A 16877-nucleotide genomic window follows, 5' to 3' on the forward strand; every position below is an offset into this window, starting at 1 on the left:
ACTCATGAAAAAAAGTATTCTTATTTGTTTATTCCTAATTTCACTTAGTATTTCTGCACAATCAAAAAAAGAATACTTACAACAACATCGATTTGATTTACACAATGAAACTTTTCAATTTCCTCAAAAAGAGTTTAAAATTATTGGATTTGGCGCTTATCACGGAAGTGTAAAAACTGAAGCTACCTCTTTAAATCTTTTACGTTCGTTACTCAGAACCACCACAATTTCTTATTATTTACCAGAAACTGATTATAGCATTGCGCATTATTTTGATAAATTTTTAAAAAGTGGAGATACAATTTTATTGAAAGATTTGGTTATTCATTACGGAACTAATGTTCCGCAAGAACGTACCATTTCAGTATACAAAAAGTGGAAAGAATTAAAAAAAATAAATGATCAATTACCTGATAGTAAAAAATTTAAAGTTGTCGGAATTGATTTATTGACGACTTATAAATATACTTCAAAACATTTACTTGAATTGTTAGACACCAATCAAATTAAATCTAAAGCATTAGCCGAACTGAAGCAAATGATACAATTAGATACTACTGATTATTCACCGCGTTATGACAGTTATTCAAAAGGTGTTTTGAAACGATTTTTAAAAGATGTCGAAACACATACTACTGATTATAATAACGTAATTAAGGATACTGTTAGTTGGAATCATATTGTGAAGAACATCAAAGTTTCGTTTACTGATTTTAGTCGTTTACGTGAGCCTACAATTTATCAAAACTATCTAGATCTAAGCAAACGTTACGATTTTGAAAATAAAGCACAATTTCTACGTATGGGCTTTTCTCACCTTGAAAAATCTAGAGAAGGAGAAAAAGGGTATCCATACTTTTTTACACGCTTAATTGAAAATAATATTTATACAAAAAAAGATATTGTTACAGTGATTGGTTACTTAACAAATAGTGAAGTAGTTTGGGATGAATTATATGATGATGATGGCAAATACAAAGGTTTTACAACAGAAGCTGGTTTTGGAATTGGTGATTATGAAAAGGAATATTTTAGAGGAATTGACAATTTGAAACAAACCAAAATATCGGATCAAACATTATTTCAAATCAATGGAAAAAACACACCATATTCCGACAATATGCCAGATTTGATTGATGTGATCATGCAAGATGAGAAATCGAATAGTGAAAGGGTAAAAGGCATGTCTACCACTGACTTTTTAGATTATGCAATTTTGATTTCAGATTCGAAAGCGAGTACGCCAATTTTTGAAATGAAAGATTAAGCTTTTAAATCAATTTCTTTGATACTTTTAATTCGATTACGCTCTAAGAAAGCATCAATCGTTTCAAAATGTTCTATAACACGCTTTTCTTTGAATTCAAATACTTTTTGAGATAATCCTTGCAGGAAATCACGATCGTGAGAAACTAAAATTAATGTACCATCAAAAGCTTTTAGTGCATCTTTTAAAACATCTTTGGAACGTAAATCTAAATGGTTTGTAGGTTCATCCAGAATCAATAGATTTACGGGTTCCAATAGTAGTTTCACCATTGCCAAACGTGTTTTTTCTCCTCCAGAGAGCACACTAACTTTTTTATCAATATCATCTCCTTTAAACATGAATTGACCTAATATATTTTTGATTTGTGTACGAATATCGCCTTTTGCAACTTCATCTACTGTTTGAAAAATTGTCAAGTCCTGATCTAATAAAGATGCTTGGTTTTGCGCAAAATATCCCACTTTTACATTATGTCCTAGTTTGCAATTTCCTTCATGTTCTATTTCTCCCAAAATAGATTTAATCATGGTAGATTTCCCTTCTCCATTTCGTCCAACAAACGATACTTTTTCACCACGTGCAATAGAAAAACTAGCATCTTGAAATACGATATGCGCGTCATACTTCTTTGTCAAATCTTCCACAATAACTGGATAATCTCCAGAACGTGGCGCAGGTGGAAATTTTAGCTTTAGAGCAGAATTGTCAACTTCGTCTATTTCAATAATTTGTAGTTTTTCCAACATTCGCACACGAGAAGCAACTTGATTAGTTTTAGAAAATGTTCCTTTAAAACGATCGATAAATGCCTGATTGTCTGCAATATATTTTTGTTGTTCTTGGTAAGCTTTTATTTGATGCGCTCTACGATCTTTTCGTAATTCTAGATAATGTGAATAGTTTGCTTTGTAATCGTAAATACGTCCCATTGTAACTTCTATCGTACGATTTGTTATGTTGTCAATAAACGCTCTATCATGCGAAATTACCATTACGGCATTTGCTTTGTTTACTAAGAAATCTTCCAACCAAATTACAGATTCGATATCAATATGATTAGTTGGCTCATCTAACAAAATTAAATCAGGCTTTTGAAGTAATATTTTAGCCAATTCAATTCGCATACGCCATCCACCACTGAATTCACTAGTCATTCGTTGAAAATCGTCTTGTTTAAATCCAAGTCCTTTTAGTGCTTTTTCAACTTCTGCATCATAGTTTATTTCTTCTAAAGCGTAGAATTGTTCTCCTAATTCAGAAACTTGCTCAATGATTTTCATATACGCATCACTTTCATAATCAGTACGTGTTTCCAGTTCTTTATTTAACGCGTCCATTTGATCGCGCATAGTAAAAATATGTGCAAATGCTTTAGATGCTTCTTCAAAAACGGTACAATTATCTTCCGTCAGTAAATGCTGTGGTAAATACGCGATTACAGTATCTTTTGGTGCGCTAATTTTTCCGCGTGTAGCATTCTGAACGCCTGCCACAATTTTCATCATTGTGGATTTCCCAGCCCCATTCTTTCCCATTAAAGCAATTTTATCATTTTCATTGATGACAAAATTTACATCACTAAATAAAGTTGTTCCACTAAACTCTACGGCAATATTATCTACTGTAATCATGTGTTATTTTTTCAGATTGCGAAATTAAGAAAAAGCACATAACTTTTATCTTTTTTACTATTTATATCTAATAGATTTCATTTATTTTTATGATCTGATACAGATACTTTTCAAAATGCAAACAATACAGCAACAGTTAGCTTTTTTAGAACCTGAATTGGTTTCAGAAATTATTACAACTTCCAGTATTCAAAAGTTTTCAAAAGGAACCCAAATTTTGAGAGAAGCGCAATATATAAAGGTATTGCCAGTTGTATTGGAGGGTTCTGTAAAAGTGTTTTCTCGTTTTAACGAAAAAGAACTCCTACTCTATTACATTCAACCTGTTCAAAGTTGTGTAATGTCCTTTTCTTCTTGTTTAAATCAACAACCAAGTAAGGTATTTGCAATTACAGAAGAAGATTCAAAAATATTGCTAATTCCAGCTACCAACATTTCGATATGGTTAAAATCATACCCGAAATTTAATGCTTTATTTTACCAACAATACGATTTACGCTATTCAGAATTGCTTGATACTATTCAACATGTTTTGATTAATAGAATGGACAAGCGTTTATATGACTACTTACTCCAAAAATCGAAAGTTACGCAACAACAATCTTTTAAAATCACACATGGTGAAATTGCCAATGAGCTTGGGACTGCCAGAGAAGTTATTAGTCGTGTCATGAAAAAATTAGAAGCCGAAGGTAAAATTTCACAAACGTCAGATGGTATTAAAATTCACTCCTTGTGACTTTAGTCACTGCATAGCTTTTTAGAAGTCTTGATCTTTGTTTTTATATCATTTTAAAGATTTCAAAGATGAAAAAAAACATGGCAAATGCTGACCGCATTATCAGAATACTAATCACGATCATTGTAACAATACTTCACTTTACTAATGTTATTTCTGGAACTTTAGGAATTGTATTGATAACTATTGCAGCTATTTTACTTTTAACAAGTTTCATTAATTTTTGCCCCTTATATAGCATTTTCGGAATTAGCACACGAAAAGAATAGTACAATTACAGTGTTTCATGTAGCAGGTAATCATTTTTTTAGATTGCCTGCTTTTTCTATTCTACACGCTCTTATTTGGATTTCTTAAAATTATAAATATATTTGCATACTAAATATAAAGAATATATAGTTTGAGTTATCCATTATCATTTTCGAAAGCTGTTTTGGTTGTTATTTTTATTTCAGATAAAATACGGCAAGGACAGTTTGAATTTTTATCTACAAAATCTATTTCGGAAATATTAAATATTCCTAGACCAACTTTGGTGAAAATTTTACAAGGCCTTTCCATACATGGAATTATTGAAACTAAAGAAGGAAAACAAGGTGGAATTAGATTGTTGAAAAAACCGTCGCAGATTACAATTTTGGATATTTTAAATGCATTGGAAACCGGTAAACCATTGTTTCAAACTACATTCAATATTTTAGCAGAAGGAAAAAGACCTGATAACGCGCAAAAGTCTATTTCTAAATTATTAACCGATGCAGAGCAACAAATGAAAGCTGTATTGCATCAAAAAACAATAGAAGAAATATTGATTGAAATGAACGATTGATATTTTTTTATTTTTAACTATATATAATAAATATATAGTATAATCATTTAAAATGTAATTAATGAAAAAAATCAAAAAAGGAATCATCACTTTAATCATCAGTTTAGGAATGAGTCATTATGTTTCTGCTCAAACTGACGATTCTAACACAAAAAATGAAACAACAAAGTTTAGTATAGAAATTGATCCGGCAACTTTTGCATTTAACGGATATAGTTTTCATATGAGAATACAACCAAAAGGCTGTAATCACTTACTAGCTGGTTTTGGAACCTATGCGTTAGATTTTCCAGATGCTTTGGTAAATTTTAATAGTAAGAATAAAGATAAAGGTTGGAATATTAGCATCAATCAAGGATACAGTGTTTTTGGTGAACACCATTTTACGAAAGTCAATGAAAAGTGGTTTGTTGGTACACAAATTGGAATTCAAGAATTTACACTTGAAAATGGCACAATTTTGGGCAATGAAAAGTTCACAAATTTGTTAGCGATGGTATATGCTGGATATACACTAAAACCCTTTAAAAATAAGTTGTACATAAAACCTTGGGCGGGAATTGGATATACAACGAAGCTATCTGGAAGTAATACACTTGGAACTTCAGAATATGACATTGCTCCTATTACGATGTTTGTAACTGTACATATAGGCTATACTTTTTAGTATGCATATAAAACAACTTGAATATCTTATAAACAAACTTCAAAACCAATGTAGACAATAAGTCTGCATTGGTATTTTTGCTTTATATATTAGTATAGAATCATTCAAAAATATAAAATACTTAAGAAATTTAGTTTTAAAATACGTAAATTTAAACTTACACTATTTTTACATGAAGGAATCTAATTCCATTGTTCACGAAATTTTCTCAAAAAAACTCTCCTTTACACAAGAAGAGATTTCCTTTATTGAACAAAAATATGAACGTGTTCTCTTTGAGAAAGGCACTATAATTCTCCGTGCCAATGAACATGTAAAATATCAATATTTTGTATCCGAAGGTTGTTTACGCACGTATCTTATTGCAAAATCTGGAAAAGAACACACGATTCAATTTGCCATTAAAGATTGGTGGATTAGTGATTATATAGGATACTTTTCACAATCAAAATCTGTGTTAAATATTGAATGTATTGAACATGCCGTTTTGTATAAAATTTCACGAAATGATATGGAAGAAATTTATACAAAGATTCCTAAAACAGAAAGTTATATTCGTAAAAAACTAGAACGTTCGTTTGTAAGTTTCCAGAAGCGGATTCTTGCCAATTTATCACAATCTGCCAAAGAGCGTTACCTCAACTTCACACAGGATTACCCAAACATTGAACAATACGTAAAAAACTATCATATAGCATCTTACCTTGGAATTACAACAGAAAGTTTAAGCCGTATTCGAAAAGAAATTGCAAAAAGTAGTTCTTAACATACATCAATTTTTTTCTCTGAAACATATTATAGTTTTGTTTTCTTAAAACAATCTCTCCCCTTATGAAATATATAATGAGTGCATTAGCAGTAATCGTTTTAGTAACTGCGTGCAATATGAAAAGTAAAGAACCTCCCAATAATACAGGAATTAACGAAACAAAAAATATAAAAATGAAAAAAGTACTATTTGTACTCACAAGTCATGATGAACTTGGTAAAACTGGTGAAAAAACGGGGTTTTGGATTGAAGAATTTGCAGCTCCATATTATGCTTTAAAAGATAAAGGTGTTGAAATTACAATTGCTTCTCCTAAAGGTGGACAACCACCAATTGACCCAAAAAGTGAAAGTGAAGATTTTCAAACACCTGCTAACAAGCGTTTTAATGAAGACAAAGAAACACAAAAGCTTTTAGCCAATTCATTACAATTGGCAAACGTAAAAGAAGCGGATTATGATGCTGTTTTTTATCCTGGTGGACATGGACCATTATGGGATTTATCAGAAGATCCAAATTCTATCAAACTTATTGAAGCATTTTACAACAATAACAAACCTGTAGCTGCTGTTTGCCACGCTCCAGCAGTATTTAAAAATGTAAAAAATACTGATGGAACTCCGCTAGTTAATGGTAAAAAGGTAACAGGTTTTACTAATACGGAAGAAGAAGCTGTGGAATTGACAGCAATTGTACCGTTTTTAGTTGAAGATATGCTAAAAGAAAATGGTGGCATATTTTCACGAGGAGAAGACTGGAATGCGTATGCTATAGAAGATGGTTTATTAATTACAGGGCAAAATCCTGCATCTTCTGAAAAGGTAGCTGAATTGCTACTAGAAAAACTGAAATAGAGAATTATAAATTTATAGTACAAAAAAAGGGAGCTCATAATGAGTTCCCTTTTTGTCTTTGTCCTTTTCGTATTTAGGATTCTTTCTTTGCTGCTCTCCATTCGTCAAAACGCTCTTTTAACGCTCCAGTTACCCAATAAGGTACTATAAATGTTAATAAAAGTATCATCAACCAAAACCCAATGGTTAAGATTGTAAGGAAAGCTAAAAAGCCTAAATATTGTTGAAATTCAAACATATTTTCCGGAATTTATCGAATTCAGCAGCAAAGATATTGTAATAAATTCAATATTCATATAGAAACATTGAGAATTATTAACAATTTCCTATTAGTTTTTGTGAACATCTACAGCGTTATCAAAATTCAATTTTACACCTTGATTACTTTTTGTTCCTAAGGTTTCATTTACATACTGTACGACTTCTGTTTGTGAGTCATTTGATAACGTAGTAAAAATAGTTTCTCCTACAGTTAGAGCTTTATAAACGTTTTTGAATGTATATGTCTGATTACTATTATATTGAAAATCTCCATTCTTTGCACTATTCGTTGGAGCTGCGTAATACGTTTTAAAATCTAGCAAATCAAAATTTACAGTATTGTATGTAAATACCTTAAATGCTGGATTGTTTCCATGATTTACTGCTATTCCTGGCGTTGAAATGGAATATGAAATCATATCTGCAACTTTATCAGACGTATGCGATTTGTAAATACGTCGCAAACCATCTGTATGTGTATGTCCATTTAACAAGCCTGTGATATTTTTTTGATGTTTTTCAAGAATATCTATAAACCCATTATTTAATGTATGTGAAGTTCCTGAAAGATCCGTATACGTAAGTGACGGTTTCCACATTGGCGATCCTCCATAACCATCTATTCCAATAGGAATATGCATCATAATCATAACACGATCATTAGCAGCTAAATTCTTCATCGTAGTTTCAAACCAATGCATTTGATCTTGTGTCGCTTTTTGCTGTGAAACTCCATCATCTCCAACATACGGATGACTTCCGCTATTTGAAAAAATTACAGTGTTTAATGCGATTACTTTTAATGTTTTTCCGTTATTTACTAAGTCTACTGAATAATATCCAAACTCTTTATTAAAATCTAAATTTGTTGGTCGTGTCACTGTAGAACTACCATTAAGAATTGGCCATGGATTGCTTGGGTCTGCATCTTTAGTCAAAACACTATTTCCATTAGCATTTGTAAAAGAATGGTAATCTCCTTCTAATGAATCATTATTTCCAGGTAAATATAAAATAGGAATTCCTACTTGCAAGCTTCTTAAATTTTCAAGCATTGAATGTGTATTCTCTCTTCTTTCATTATCATCATAACCTGGCAAATCGCCTAAGTATACCATAAACTGTGGCTCTTCAGTCTTTACAACACTTTCAATCTTTGTTTTTGTTTTATTCCACAAAACATCACTTGTTACACTTATACTAGAAGAACCGAAAGTAGTTTCTTTTAAATCTACATCTACATGCACATCTGACAATGACAAAAATGTAGCAGTTGTTGATGTCTTAGCTATTTCTACAGCTGCTCCAGCTTTTGCTTCCACATTTGTATCTGAAGTTGGATCGTTTTTAGTATCTGACTTTCCTTTACACCCAAAAAACAATAGACTTAGAAGTAAAGCATACAAAAAGATAGTTTTCATTTTTTGTAAATTTAATTGGTTACGTATTTAATGCACAAGATACTAAAAACACATTCAAACAAATACAAGTACTTTCACGTGATTTATATGCAACAAATTGTTTATCTGACGTATAAGCAGCTACTATTCTAGTAATAAGAATGATGGTTTTATGTGTATAATTAATCATAAAAAAGACAAAAAAACTACGTTACTCCATGTAAAATATTTAATTTTGCACTGCTAAAAAATCAATCCACATGGAATATAGAATTGAGAAAGATACCATGGGCGAAGTAAAAGTGCCTGCAGACAAAATCTGGGGAGCACAAACAGAACGCTCTAGAAATAATTTTAAAATTGGTGCACCGGCAAGTATGCCACTAGAAGTAGTATACGGTTTTGCTTATTTAAAAAAAGCCGCTGCTTTTACAAACTGTGAATTAGGTGTATTACCAATTGAAAAAAGAGATTTAATTGCTACTGTTTGCGATGAAATCTTAGCAGGAAAACACGACGATCAGTTTCCATTAGTTATTTGGCAAACAGGTTCTGGAACGCAATCAAACATGAATGTAAATGAAGTGATTGCAAACAGAGCACATCAGTTAGCTGGAAAAAAGATTGGTGAAGGTGAAAAAACAATTCAGCCAAATGATGATGTAAATAAATCACAATCATCAAATGATACTTTTCCAACTGGAATGCACATTGCTGCCTACAAGAAAATTGTTGAGAATACAATTCCTGGCGTTGAACAATTACGTGATACTTTAAAGAAGAAATCAGAGGAGTTCAAAAATGTTGTAAAAATTGGTAGAACACACTTAATGGATGCAACACCATTAACATTAGGACAAGAATTTTCTGGATATGTTTCTCAATTAAATCACGGTTTAAAAGCCTTAGAAAACACATTACCACATTTAAGTGAAATTGCACTTGGTGGAACAGCTGTTGGAACAGGATTAAATACTCCAAAAGGATATGCTAAACGTGTTTCTGAATTTATCGCACGTTTTACAGAATTGCCATTTATTACTGCTGAAAACAAGTTTGAAGCGTTGGCTGCACATGATGCTATGGTGGAAACACATGGAGCATTAAAACAATTAGCGGTTTCTATTAATAAAATAGCAAATGATATTCGTTTAATGGCTTCAGGACCACGTTCAGGAATTGGAGAACTAATCATCCCAGCTAACGAGCCAGGAAGTTCTATTATGCCCGGAAAAGTAAACCCTACACAGTGTGAAGCTATTACTATGGTTTGTGCACAAGTTATGGGGAATGATGTTGCGGTAACTGTTGGAGGAACACAAGGACATTACGAGCTAAATGTTTTCAAACCAATGATGATTGCAAACGTATTACAATCAGCACAATTGATTGGAGATGCATGTGTGAGCTTTGATGTAAACTGTGTGGCAGGAATTGAGCCAAACCATTCAAGAATTACTGAATTGGTAAACAACTCATTAATGCTAGTAACTGCTTTAAACACAAAAATTGGTTATTACAAAGCGGCTGAAATAGCAAATACAGCACATCAAAACGGAACTACGTTGCGTGAAGAAGCTGTAAATTTAGGCTATGTAACTCCAGAAGAATATGACGAATGGGTAAAACCAGAAAATATGGTTGGAGCAATGAAATAATTGTTTCTAACTAACATATATTAAAAAACCGTACTAAGAATTTTAGTACGGTTTTTTTATTTTTAATATGTTATAAAAATTAGTTACAACCAGATTTTATATCAAAATCTACTTTTCCGCTTGCTAAATGATAAAATCCTGTGTGAATTGTAAGCTTCTTTGCAATATCGGTAGACGCCGCTGCTTCTTTTAAAATATTTGATTTCTTAACAAGCTGTTTTGCTGCATGATGCGCGTTTTCAATAGTTACTTTTGTCAAACAACCAGCATTCGTATCTTCTGCTGACAAAGCTTCATTTTTACATTCATCTTTTAGTGTTTTCCATTTCTTTTTCTTTTTTTTCTCATCAATTCCATTGCCACATTTACACTTCTTTACTGCTGGTTTTATTTCTTCAAGTAAATGTCTTAAACTTTCACTAGGCGCTTCTCCTCCTTTTATAGCAGTAGCAACCGCACCACAACCTTCATGTCCTAAAACTAGAATAAACTGACATCCTAAAACAGCTACTGCAAATTCAATACTTGCTATAGAAGAAGTATTTGCTATATTTCCAGCCACACGCACTACAAATATATCAGCAATTCCTGTGTCAAAAATTAATTCTGGCGGCACTCTACTATCAGCACAACTCAATACAATAACATAGGGGCGTTGTCCATTATTTGCAGTACATGCTCTACGTTGCGTTGATTGGTTTGGACGTTCTAGATTATTTGTAACAAACCGTTTATTTCCGTCTTTTAAACGCTTCAAAATCATTTTTGGATCATCATGGAAACTCGAATCTCCCCAACATTTCTTTTTTTCACTTTCTTTCTTGCTAGACATAATATATTTGTTTTAGGTAGTTTTTTATTCTAAATCAATGTAGTTAAAAAAAACATCCCTAAAAGAAAAATGTGACATAAACACGTATTTTTACGGTATAAATGAAGGAAAACACGGAGTGGAAGTAAATAGGATTTTGGGGTTAAAAACAAATCCACAAAGCATAACCTACATCACAATATCATTTTTCCACTCGTATGGAGCAGGAATATCAGTATCGTCAATTAATTGTCTGATGTCAATTTCTATTCCACGACTCATGTCGGTAATTGGCACATCATTTGGACCACCTTCAAAAGGGTTTTCAGTATTTTCTCCAATAGCTTCCATTGTATGAAAAACCCAAGCTAACAAGGTACTAAATGGTATGGAAAACCATTCAAAATGACTCGCTATAAATTCTTGAATTTGATGAATTGTGGACGAACTTGAAGTATGCGAAGCTAAGTCTGTTAGTATATGATCGCCAATACTTTCAAAACCATCCATTATTCCAAATGGTAATAGGATGATAAAAATCCACACGAAAATATAATTCAATGTTGCAAACTGACGTGGATATGGAAAGTTCTTGATACGTTCGCTTTTTCCTTGTAGTGTATAAAACTCTACCAACATATTGGTCATTTCCATATGACGAAAATCATCAATCAACCCTTTTGTTTTCAGCTCTTTTAATCGTTTAGATTGAATTCCAATTAACTGAGAAGCCTGATTTCCTTTTGCAAATATTTCATCGTATTCCTCTTGCGAAATATAAGGTTTGATGACATCTGAAATTGCTTCTACATCCTCACAAACTCTGTATTGTTTGGAACGAAACTCTTTATTAGATCGTTTCTTTTTTAAGTGCATTTCCCAAGGTTTATCTTTTCGTAACTGATAACGCAACGCTGTCAACCAAGCTACATGTCTATGCACCAATTCGCGCTTAATAGTATGTAATTCATTTTCGACTAATTTATTAGAAGCAAAATCATTTGTAATATAATCTTTCACCATTATTGTCCATGAACGCGATGAATTTACAATACCTCCCCAAATTTTTCGAGCTTCCCATAAGCGATCATAGGAAGCGTTATTCTTAAAACTAACAATAAAAGCAACGGCTGTACCTAATACTCCTAGTGGCAACCAAGGTACTCGAAACCATTTCATGCCTAAAACATCAAATAAAATTACTGGAATTGTAGCAAGAATTAAGAAAAATAAAATATGACGACGCGTCCATTTTAAAACGCCCGCAATGGGAAATATTCGTCTTGTATACATAAGTTGATTTGAAAGTTATGTTAGAAAGATACAAAAAGCATTCAAACTATTGTTTTCTAATTTTGATAAGAATTAATATCTTTCTTGTTTAATTATGAAAAACTTCTCATCATGGACAAAGCTTTAGAAACAATGATTGGTAATATGCCTGAAAAGACAGGAAAATCTCTTGAAGAATGGCTTATCATTCTGAAAAAAGAAACATTTACAAAACATTCTGAAGCGGTAAATTTTCTAAAAAAAGAATATGATGTAACACATGGTTTTGCAAATACAATTGTGCATTTATCAAAAGAAGACAAAACAAAAACAGTAGACTTAATTGCTATTCAATATGAAAAAAAGCAAGACTTAAAACCTATTTACGATATACTTACATCCTACATAAAAACATTTGGTAGTGATGTTGAATTTGCACCTAAGAAAGCGTATGTAAGTGTTCGTAGAAAAAAACAATTTGCCATCATTCAACCATCAACTAAAACACGTTTAGATTTAGGGCTAAATTTAAAAGGGAAAGAAGCTGAAGATATTTTAGAAAACTCAGGAAGCTTTAATGCGATGTGTTCACACAGAATTCGTTTAACGAATATTGAAGAGATTTCTGAAAATGTAAAATCTTGGCTCAAAGAAGCCTATGAAGCAGCTGGATAAATTGCTTCACTCAATTGAAAAATTGAAGATTCAAAACTGTTATTCGGTTTTGGTTTTAGGTCTTGGATATGAATAATTCTGAAAATAGACGAATTAACAAAAAAACAACAAACTAAGAGCAAAACGATACAAAACGCTTCACATTCTTCTCTGTTCAAAACCTAGTGAATAACTCCAAAATTATAGTGTAAAATTTGAGTTAAATTACCAGCAAATACATTAAATTTGCATTTTTAAAACAACAACACACAAAAACTACATAATGATTCATTTCTTTGGAAACGCACACAGCAAAGTATTTGCTGTACAAACAGTAAAAGAATTATCAACAGAAAACGTTGCAAAACTAAACTGGCTTTTTGGCAACACGTCTAAAATAGAACAAGCATCATTGGATGCTTTTTTTGTTGGTCCTAGAGCCGCAATGATTACACCTTGGAGTACAAATGCCGTAGAAATTACCCAAAATATGGGCATTGAAGGGATTATCAGAATTGAAGAATTTAAAGCTGTCGCTGAAGATTTCTCAAAGTTTGATCCGATGATTTCTCAAAAGTTTAGTGGTTTACACCAAGATACATTTACCATTGACATTGAGCCTGAAGCAATTTTAGATATTGATGATATTGCTGCATACAATGAACAAGAAGGTTTAGCACTGAGTGCAGAAGAAATTGAATACTTAGAAGAACTTGCTAAAAAATTAGGAAGAAAGCTAACAGATTCAGAAGTTTTCGGATTCTCACAAGTAAATTCAGAACACTGTAGACATAAAATATTCAATGGCACATTTGTAATTGATGGTGAAGAAAAACCTACGTCACTTTTCAAACTGATCAAAGAAACTTCAAAACAAAATCCGAACGATATTGTCTCAGCATATAAAGATAATGTTGCTTTTATAAAAGGCCCAAAAGTGGAACAATTTGCTCCAAAAACAGCAGATAAGCCAGACTTTTACGAAACGCAAGAATTTGAATCTGTAATCTCGCTAAAGGCGGAAACACATAACTTCCCTACAACAGTAGAACCTTTTAATGGAGCTGCAACTGGTTCGGGAGGAGAAATTAGAGACCGATTGGCTGGTGGACAAGGTTCATTACCACTAGCAGGAACTGCTGTGTATATGACTTCATATTCACGTTTAGAAAAAGGTAGATATTGGGAAGAAAAATTCGATGCCAGAAAATGGTTATATCAAACACCAATGGATATCTTGATCAAAGCTTCTAATGGAGCTTCTGACTTTGGAAACAAATTTGGACAACCGTTAATTTGTGGTTCTGTCTTAACATTTGAACACGAAGAAAATTCATCATCAAGTACTGCGAAAGCAAGAAAACTTGGGTATGACAAAGTAATCATGCAAGCTGGTGGAATTGGCTATGGAAAAGCTTCTCAAGCTATAAAAGATACTCCAAAAACTGGAGATAAAGTTGTAATTCTTGGAGGAGAAAATTATAGAATCGGAATGGGCGGGGCGGCAGTTTCGTCTGCAGATACTGGTGCTTTCTCTACAGGAATTGAATTAAATGCAGTACAACGTTCAAATCCTGAAATGCAAAAACGTGCAGCAAATGCCATCCGTGGAATGGTAGAAAGTGATGAAAACTACATCGTTTCTATTCACGATCATGGAGCTGGTGGACATTTAAATTGTTTATCTGAATTGGTAGAAGAAACTGGTGGGAAAATTGATTTGGATAAATTGCCTGTGGGCGATCCTACACTTTCTGCTAAAGAAATCATCGGAAACGAATCGCAAGAACGTATGGGACTTGTTATTGCCGATGAACATATTGAAACCTTGAATAAAATTGCAGAACGTGAACGCTCTCCAATGTATACTGTTGGAAATGTAACTGGCGACGACCGTTTTACATTTGAATCAGCAACAAAAGGTGACAAACCAATGGATTTGGCATTAAGTGATATGTTTGGAAGTTCTCCAAAAACCATCATGACCGATGCTACTATTGAAAGAAAATATAAGAACCCAAGATATAAGACTAAAAATATACAAATCTATTTTGATCAAGTATTGCAATTAGAAGCGGTTGCTTGTAAAGACTGGCTAACAAATAAAGTAGACCGTTGTGTTGGTGGAAAAGTTGCCAAACAACAATGTGTTGGTCCGTTACAAATTCCATTAAACAACGTTGGCGTGATGGCGCTGGATTACAAAGGAAAAGAAGGAATTGCTACGTCTATTGGACATTCGCCTATTTCTGGTTTGATAAACCCAGTAGCTGGAAGTCGTAATTCCATTACAGAAGCGTTAACTAATATAATTTGGGCGCCATTAAAAGATAATTTACAAAGTATTTCTTTATCTGCTAACTGGATGTGGCCTTGTAAAAATGAAGGTGAAGATGCACGTTTGTATGAAGCCGTAAAAGCAATTTCTGAGTTTTCTATTGATTTAGGAATTAATGTTCCTACTGGTAAAGACTCGTTATCAATGAAACAGAAATATGCTGATGATGAAGTAATTTCTCCAGGAACTGTTGTCATTTCTGCAGCAGCAAATTGCAATGCAATTAGTAAAGTTGTAGAACCAGTTTTACAGCAAAATGGTGGAAATATTTATTATATTAATATTTCTCAAGATGATTTCAAATTAGGAGGAAGTTCATTCAACCAAACATTAAATACAATAGGGAATGAAGCACCAAACGTTACAGATGCAGTCTATGTAAAAACTGTTTTCAATACGATTCAAAATTTAATTAAAGAAGATAAAATTGTAGCGGGTCATGACGTCGCTTCAGGCGGATTGATTACAACGTTGCTTGAAATGTGTTTTGCTGATGTTAATTTAGGCGCAGACCTAAACATTTCAAATTTAGGAGAAGAAGATTCATTAAAAGTATTATTTGCAGAAAATGCAGGAATTGTTTTCCAAGCAGACGCTAGCATTGAAGATACGCTTGGCGCGAATAATATCGAGTTTTTCAATATTGGAAATGTAACGAATACGGCAACGGTAACTATCAAAAATCATGAAGATAACTTTACTTTTGATGTTGCTCAAAAAAGAGATACTTGGTATAAAACCTCTTTCCTACTCGATCAAAAGCAAACGGCAAATGGATTAGCACAAGATCGTTATGATAATTATGCAGTTCAACCTTTACAATATACATTCCCAAGTCACTTTACTGGCAAATTAAAAGATTTCACTTCGAGCGCAGTCGAGAAGCCAAAAGCCGCTATTATCCGAGAAAAAGGAAGTAACAGTGAACGTGAAATGGCTAACGCAATGTACTTAGCTGGTTTTGATGTAAAAGATGTGCATATGACCGATTTAATTTCTGGTCGTGAAACATTAGAAGACATTCAATTTATTGGAGCTGTTGGAGGATTTTCAAACTCAGATGTATTAGGTTCGGCAAAAGGTTGGGCTGGTGCATTTTTATACAATGAAAAAGCTAACACAGCATTGAAAAATTTCTTTAAACGAGAAGATACTTTATCCATTGGAATCTGTAATGGTTGTCAATTATTTATGGAATTAGAAGTGATTAATCCTGATCATGACGAACATGGAAAAATGACGTATAACGATTCTCAAAAACACGAAAGTGCATTTACTTCTGTAAAAATTGAAGAGAATAATTCAGTAATGTTATCAACCTTGGCAGGAACAACTTTAGGTGTTTGGATTTCGCATGGAGAAGGAAAATTTAAGCTTCCGTATGAAGAGAGTAAATATGATATTGTTGCCAAATACGGTTATGAAGGTTATCCTTCAAACCCAAATGGTTCCGATTTTAATACTGCCATGTTATGTGATGCAACAGGAAGACATTTGGTAACAATGCCACATATTGAACGTTCTACATTCCAATGGAATTGGGCAAACTATCCAACAGGAAGAAAAGATGAAGTTTCGCCTTGGCTAGAAGCATTTGTGAATGCTAGATTGTGGATTGAAGCAAAGAATAAGTAGTTTCTAATAAAAATAATTATATAAAAAAGACCTGCCGAAAAGCAGGTCTTTTTCGATTGACCATTAAAACAACTGAAACTAACTAACTT

The 16877-nt window shown here is 32.7% G+C and carries 15 protein-coding genes; 10 read left to right on the forward strand and 5 right to left on the reverse strand.

Annotated elements, in window-relative coordinates; all coding sequences use genetic code 11:
- The first annotated feature begins 4 nt into the window (after window positions 1-4).
- Window positions 5-1267 carry a hypothetical protein gene (locus Q0828_RS16700; RefSeq protein WP_298423628.1) on the forward strand — a complete coding sequence of 421 codons (1263 nt, stop codon included), beginning with the start codon at window positions 5-7 and terminating at the stop codon, window positions 1265-1267.
- Here Q0828_RS16700 and Q0828_RS16705 read toward each other — a convergent pair.
- On the reverse strand, window positions 1264-2901 hold the full coding sequence (locus Q0828_RS16705) for an ABC-F family ATP-binding cassette domain-containing protein (RefSeq protein ID WP_298423631.1): 1638 nt from the start codon (window positions 2899-2901) through the stop codon (window positions 1264-1266). The two genes, Q0828_RS16700 and Q0828_RS16705, sit on opposite strands and share 4 nt — an antisense overlap.
- Window positions 2902-3016: 115 nt before the next feature.
- Here Q0828_RS16705 and Q0828_RS16710 point away from each other — a divergent pair, with 115 nt between their 5' ends.
- The 6 genes from Q0828_RS16710 to Q0828_RS16735 all read left to right on the forward strand — a co-directional run bounded on the left by Q0828_RS16710 (window position 3017) and on the right by Q0828_RS16735 (window position 6759).
- On the forward strand, window positions 3017-3640 hold the full coding sequence (locus tag Q0828_RS16710) for a Crp/Fnr family transcriptional regulator (RefSeq protein WP_298423634.1): 624 nt from the start codon (window positions 3017-3019) through the stop codon (window positions 3638-3640).
- 68 nt (window positions 3641-3708) lie between these two features.
- Entirely contained in the window at window positions 3709-3909 is a 201-nt protein-coding gene (locus tag Q0828_RS16715) for a DUF2892 domain-containing protein (RefSeq protein ID WP_298423637.1), read from the forward strand.
- Window positions 3910-4040: 131 nt separating this feature from the next.
- Window positions 4041-4469 (forward strand): Rrf2 family transcriptional regulator, encoded by a 429-nt coding sequence (locus tag Q0828_RS16720; protein ID WP_298423640.1) that lies wholly within the window; start codon window positions 4041-4043, stop codon window positions 4467-4469.
- 61 nt (window positions 4470-4530) lie between these two features.
- Window positions 4531-5136 carry a hypothetical protein gene (locus Q0828_RS16725; protein ID WP_298423643.1) on the forward strand — a complete coding sequence of 202 codons (606 nt, stop codon included), beginning with the start codon at window positions 4531-4533 and terminating at the stop codon, window positions 5134-5136.
- 172 nt (window positions 5137-5308) lie between these two features.
- Entirely contained in the window at window positions 5309-5902 is a 594-nt protein-coding gene (locus Q0828_RS16730) for a Crp/Fnr family transcriptional regulator (protein WP_298423646.1), read from the forward strand.
- A gap of 65 nt (window positions 5903-5967) precedes the next feature.
- On the forward strand, window positions 5968-6759 hold the full coding sequence (locus tag Q0828_RS16735; protein ID WP_298423649.1) for a type 1 glutamine amidotransferase domain-containing protein: 792 nt from the start codon (window positions 5968-5970) through the stop codon (window positions 6757-6759).
- A 73-nt stretch (window positions 6760-6832) separates the two neighbouring features.
- Here Q0828_RS16735 and Q0828_RS16740 read toward each other — a convergent pair whose 3' ends face one another.
- Together Q0828_RS16740 and Q0828_RS16745 are read right to left on the reverse strand one after the other, a co-directional pair.
- Window positions 6833-6997, reverse strand: a complete 165-nt coding sequence (locus tag Q0828_RS16740; RefSeq protein WP_298423652.1) for a hypothetical protein — start codon at window positions 6995-6997, stop codon at window positions 6833-6835.
- A gap of 91 nt (window positions 6998-7088) precedes the next feature.
- Window positions 7089-8441 carry a metallophosphoesterase gene (locus Q0828_RS16745; protein WP_298423655.1) on the reverse strand — a complete coding sequence of 451 codons (1353 nt, stop codon included), beginning with the start codon at window positions 8439-8441 and terminating at the stop codon, window positions 7089-7091.
- A gap of 239 nt (window positions 8442-8680) precedes the next feature.
- Here Q0828_RS16745 and fumC point away from each other — a divergent pair, with 239 nt between their 5' ends.
- On the forward strand, window positions 8681-10078 hold the full coding sequence (fumC, locus tag Q0828_RS16750; RefSeq protein ID WP_298423658.1) for a class II fumarate hydratase: 1398 nt from the start codon (window positions 8681-8683) through the stop codon (window positions 10076-10078).
- A 79-nt stretch (window positions 10079-10157) separates the two neighbouring features.
- Here fumC and Q0828_RS16755 read toward each other — a convergent pair whose 3' ends face one another.
- Together Q0828_RS16755 and Q0828_RS16760 are read right to left on the reverse strand one after the other, a co-directional pair.
- Window positions 10158-10910 (reverse strand): carbonic anhydrase, encoded by a 753-nt coding sequence (locus Q0828_RS16755; RefSeq protein WP_298423661.1) that lies wholly within the window; start codon window positions 10908-10910, stop codon window positions 10158-10160.
- A gap of 168 nt (window positions 10911-11078) precedes the next feature.
- Entirely contained in the window at window positions 11079-12182 is a 1104-nt protein-coding gene (locus Q0828_RS16760) for a bestrophin family ion channel (protein WP_298423664.1), read from the reverse strand.
- Between the two features lie 111 nt (window positions 12183-12293).
- Between Q0828_RS16760 and Q0828_RS16765 the strand changes: the two genes are divergently transcribed.
- Both Q0828_RS16765 and purL read left to right on the forward strand, forming a co-directional pair.
- The gene (locus Q0828_RS16765) at window positions 12294-12836 is read left to right on the forward strand and encodes a DUF4287 domain-containing protein (protein ID WP_298423667.1); all 543 of its coding nucleotides are present in this window, start codon (window positions 12294-12296) and stop codon (window positions 12834-12836) included.
- A gap of 262 nt (window positions 12837-13098) precedes the next feature.
- A complete protein-coding gene (gene purL / locus Q0828_RS16770) occupies window positions 13099-16788 on the forward strand; it encodes a phosphoribosylformylglycinamidine synthase (RefSeq protein ID WP_298423670.1) in 3690 nt (1229 codons plus the stop codon).
- Window positions 16789-16877: the final 89 nt, after the last annotated feature.

This window comes from uncultured Kordia sp. (genome assembly GCF_947496985.1).
Classification (GTDB): domain Bacteria; phylum Bacteroidota; class Bacteroidia; order Flavobacteriales; family Flavobacteriaceae; genus Kordia.

What these genes read in the sequence shown, in the direction of transcription:
- Q0828_RS16700 (WP_298423628.1), top strand. Translation starts at nt 5, where the DNA reads ATGAAAAAAAGTATTCTTATTTGTTTATTCCTAATTTCACTTAGTATT.
- Q0828_RS16705 (WP_298423631.1), bottom strand. Translation starts at nt 2,901, where the DNA reads ATGATTACAGTAGATAATATTGCCGTAGAGTTTAGTGGAACAACTTTA.
- Q0828_RS16710 (WP_298423634.1), top strand. Translation starts at nt 3,017, where the DNA reads ATGCAAACAATACAGCAACAGTTAGCTTTTTTAGAACCTGAATTGGTT.
- Q0828_RS16715 (WP_298423637.1), top strand. Translation starts at nt 3,709, where the DNA reads ATGAAAAAAAACATGGCAAATGCTGACCGCATTATCAGAATACTAATC.
- Q0828_RS16725 (WP_298423643.1), top strand. Translation starts at nt 4,531, where the DNA reads ATGAAAAAAATCAAAAAAGGAATCATCACTTTAATCATCAGTTTAGGA.
- Q0828_RS16730 (WP_298423646.1), top strand. Translation starts at nt 5,309, where the DNA reads ATGAAGGAATCTAATTCCATTGTTCACGAAATTTTCTCAAAAAAACTC.
- Q0828_RS16735 (WP_298423649.1), top strand. Translation starts at nt 5,968, where the DNA reads ATGAAATATATAATGAGTGCATTAGCAGTAATCGTTTTAGTAACTGCG.
- Q0828_RS16740 (WP_298423652.1), bottom strand. Translation starts at nt 6,997, where the DNA reads ATGTTTGAATTTCAACAATATTTAGGCTTTTTAGCTTTCCTTACAATC.
- Q0828_RS16745 (WP_298423655.1), bottom strand. Translation starts at nt 8,441, where the DNA reads ATGAAAACTATCTTTTTGTATGCTTTACTTCTAAGTCTATTGTTTTTT.
- fumC (WP_298423658.1), top strand. Translation starts at nt 8,681, where the DNA reads ATGGAATATAGAATTGAGAAAGATACCATGGGCGAAGTAAAAGTGCCT.
- Q0828_RS16755 (WP_298423661.1), bottom strand. Translation starts at nt 10,910, where the DNA reads ATGTCTAGCAAGAAAGAAAGTGAAAAAAAGAAATGTTGGGGAGATTCG.
- Q0828_RS16760 (WP_298423664.1), bottom strand. Translation starts at nt 12,182, where the DNA reads ATGTATACAAGACGAATATTTCCCATTGCGGGCGTTTTAAAATGGACG.
- Q0828_RS16765 (WP_298423667.1), top strand. Translation starts at nt 12,294, where the DNA reads ATGGACAAAGCTTTAGAAACAATGATTGGTAATATGCCTGAAAAGACA.
- purL (WP_298423670.1), top strand. Translation starts at nt 13,099, where the DNA reads ATGATTCATTTCTTTGGAAACGCACACAGCAAAGTATTTGCTGTACAA.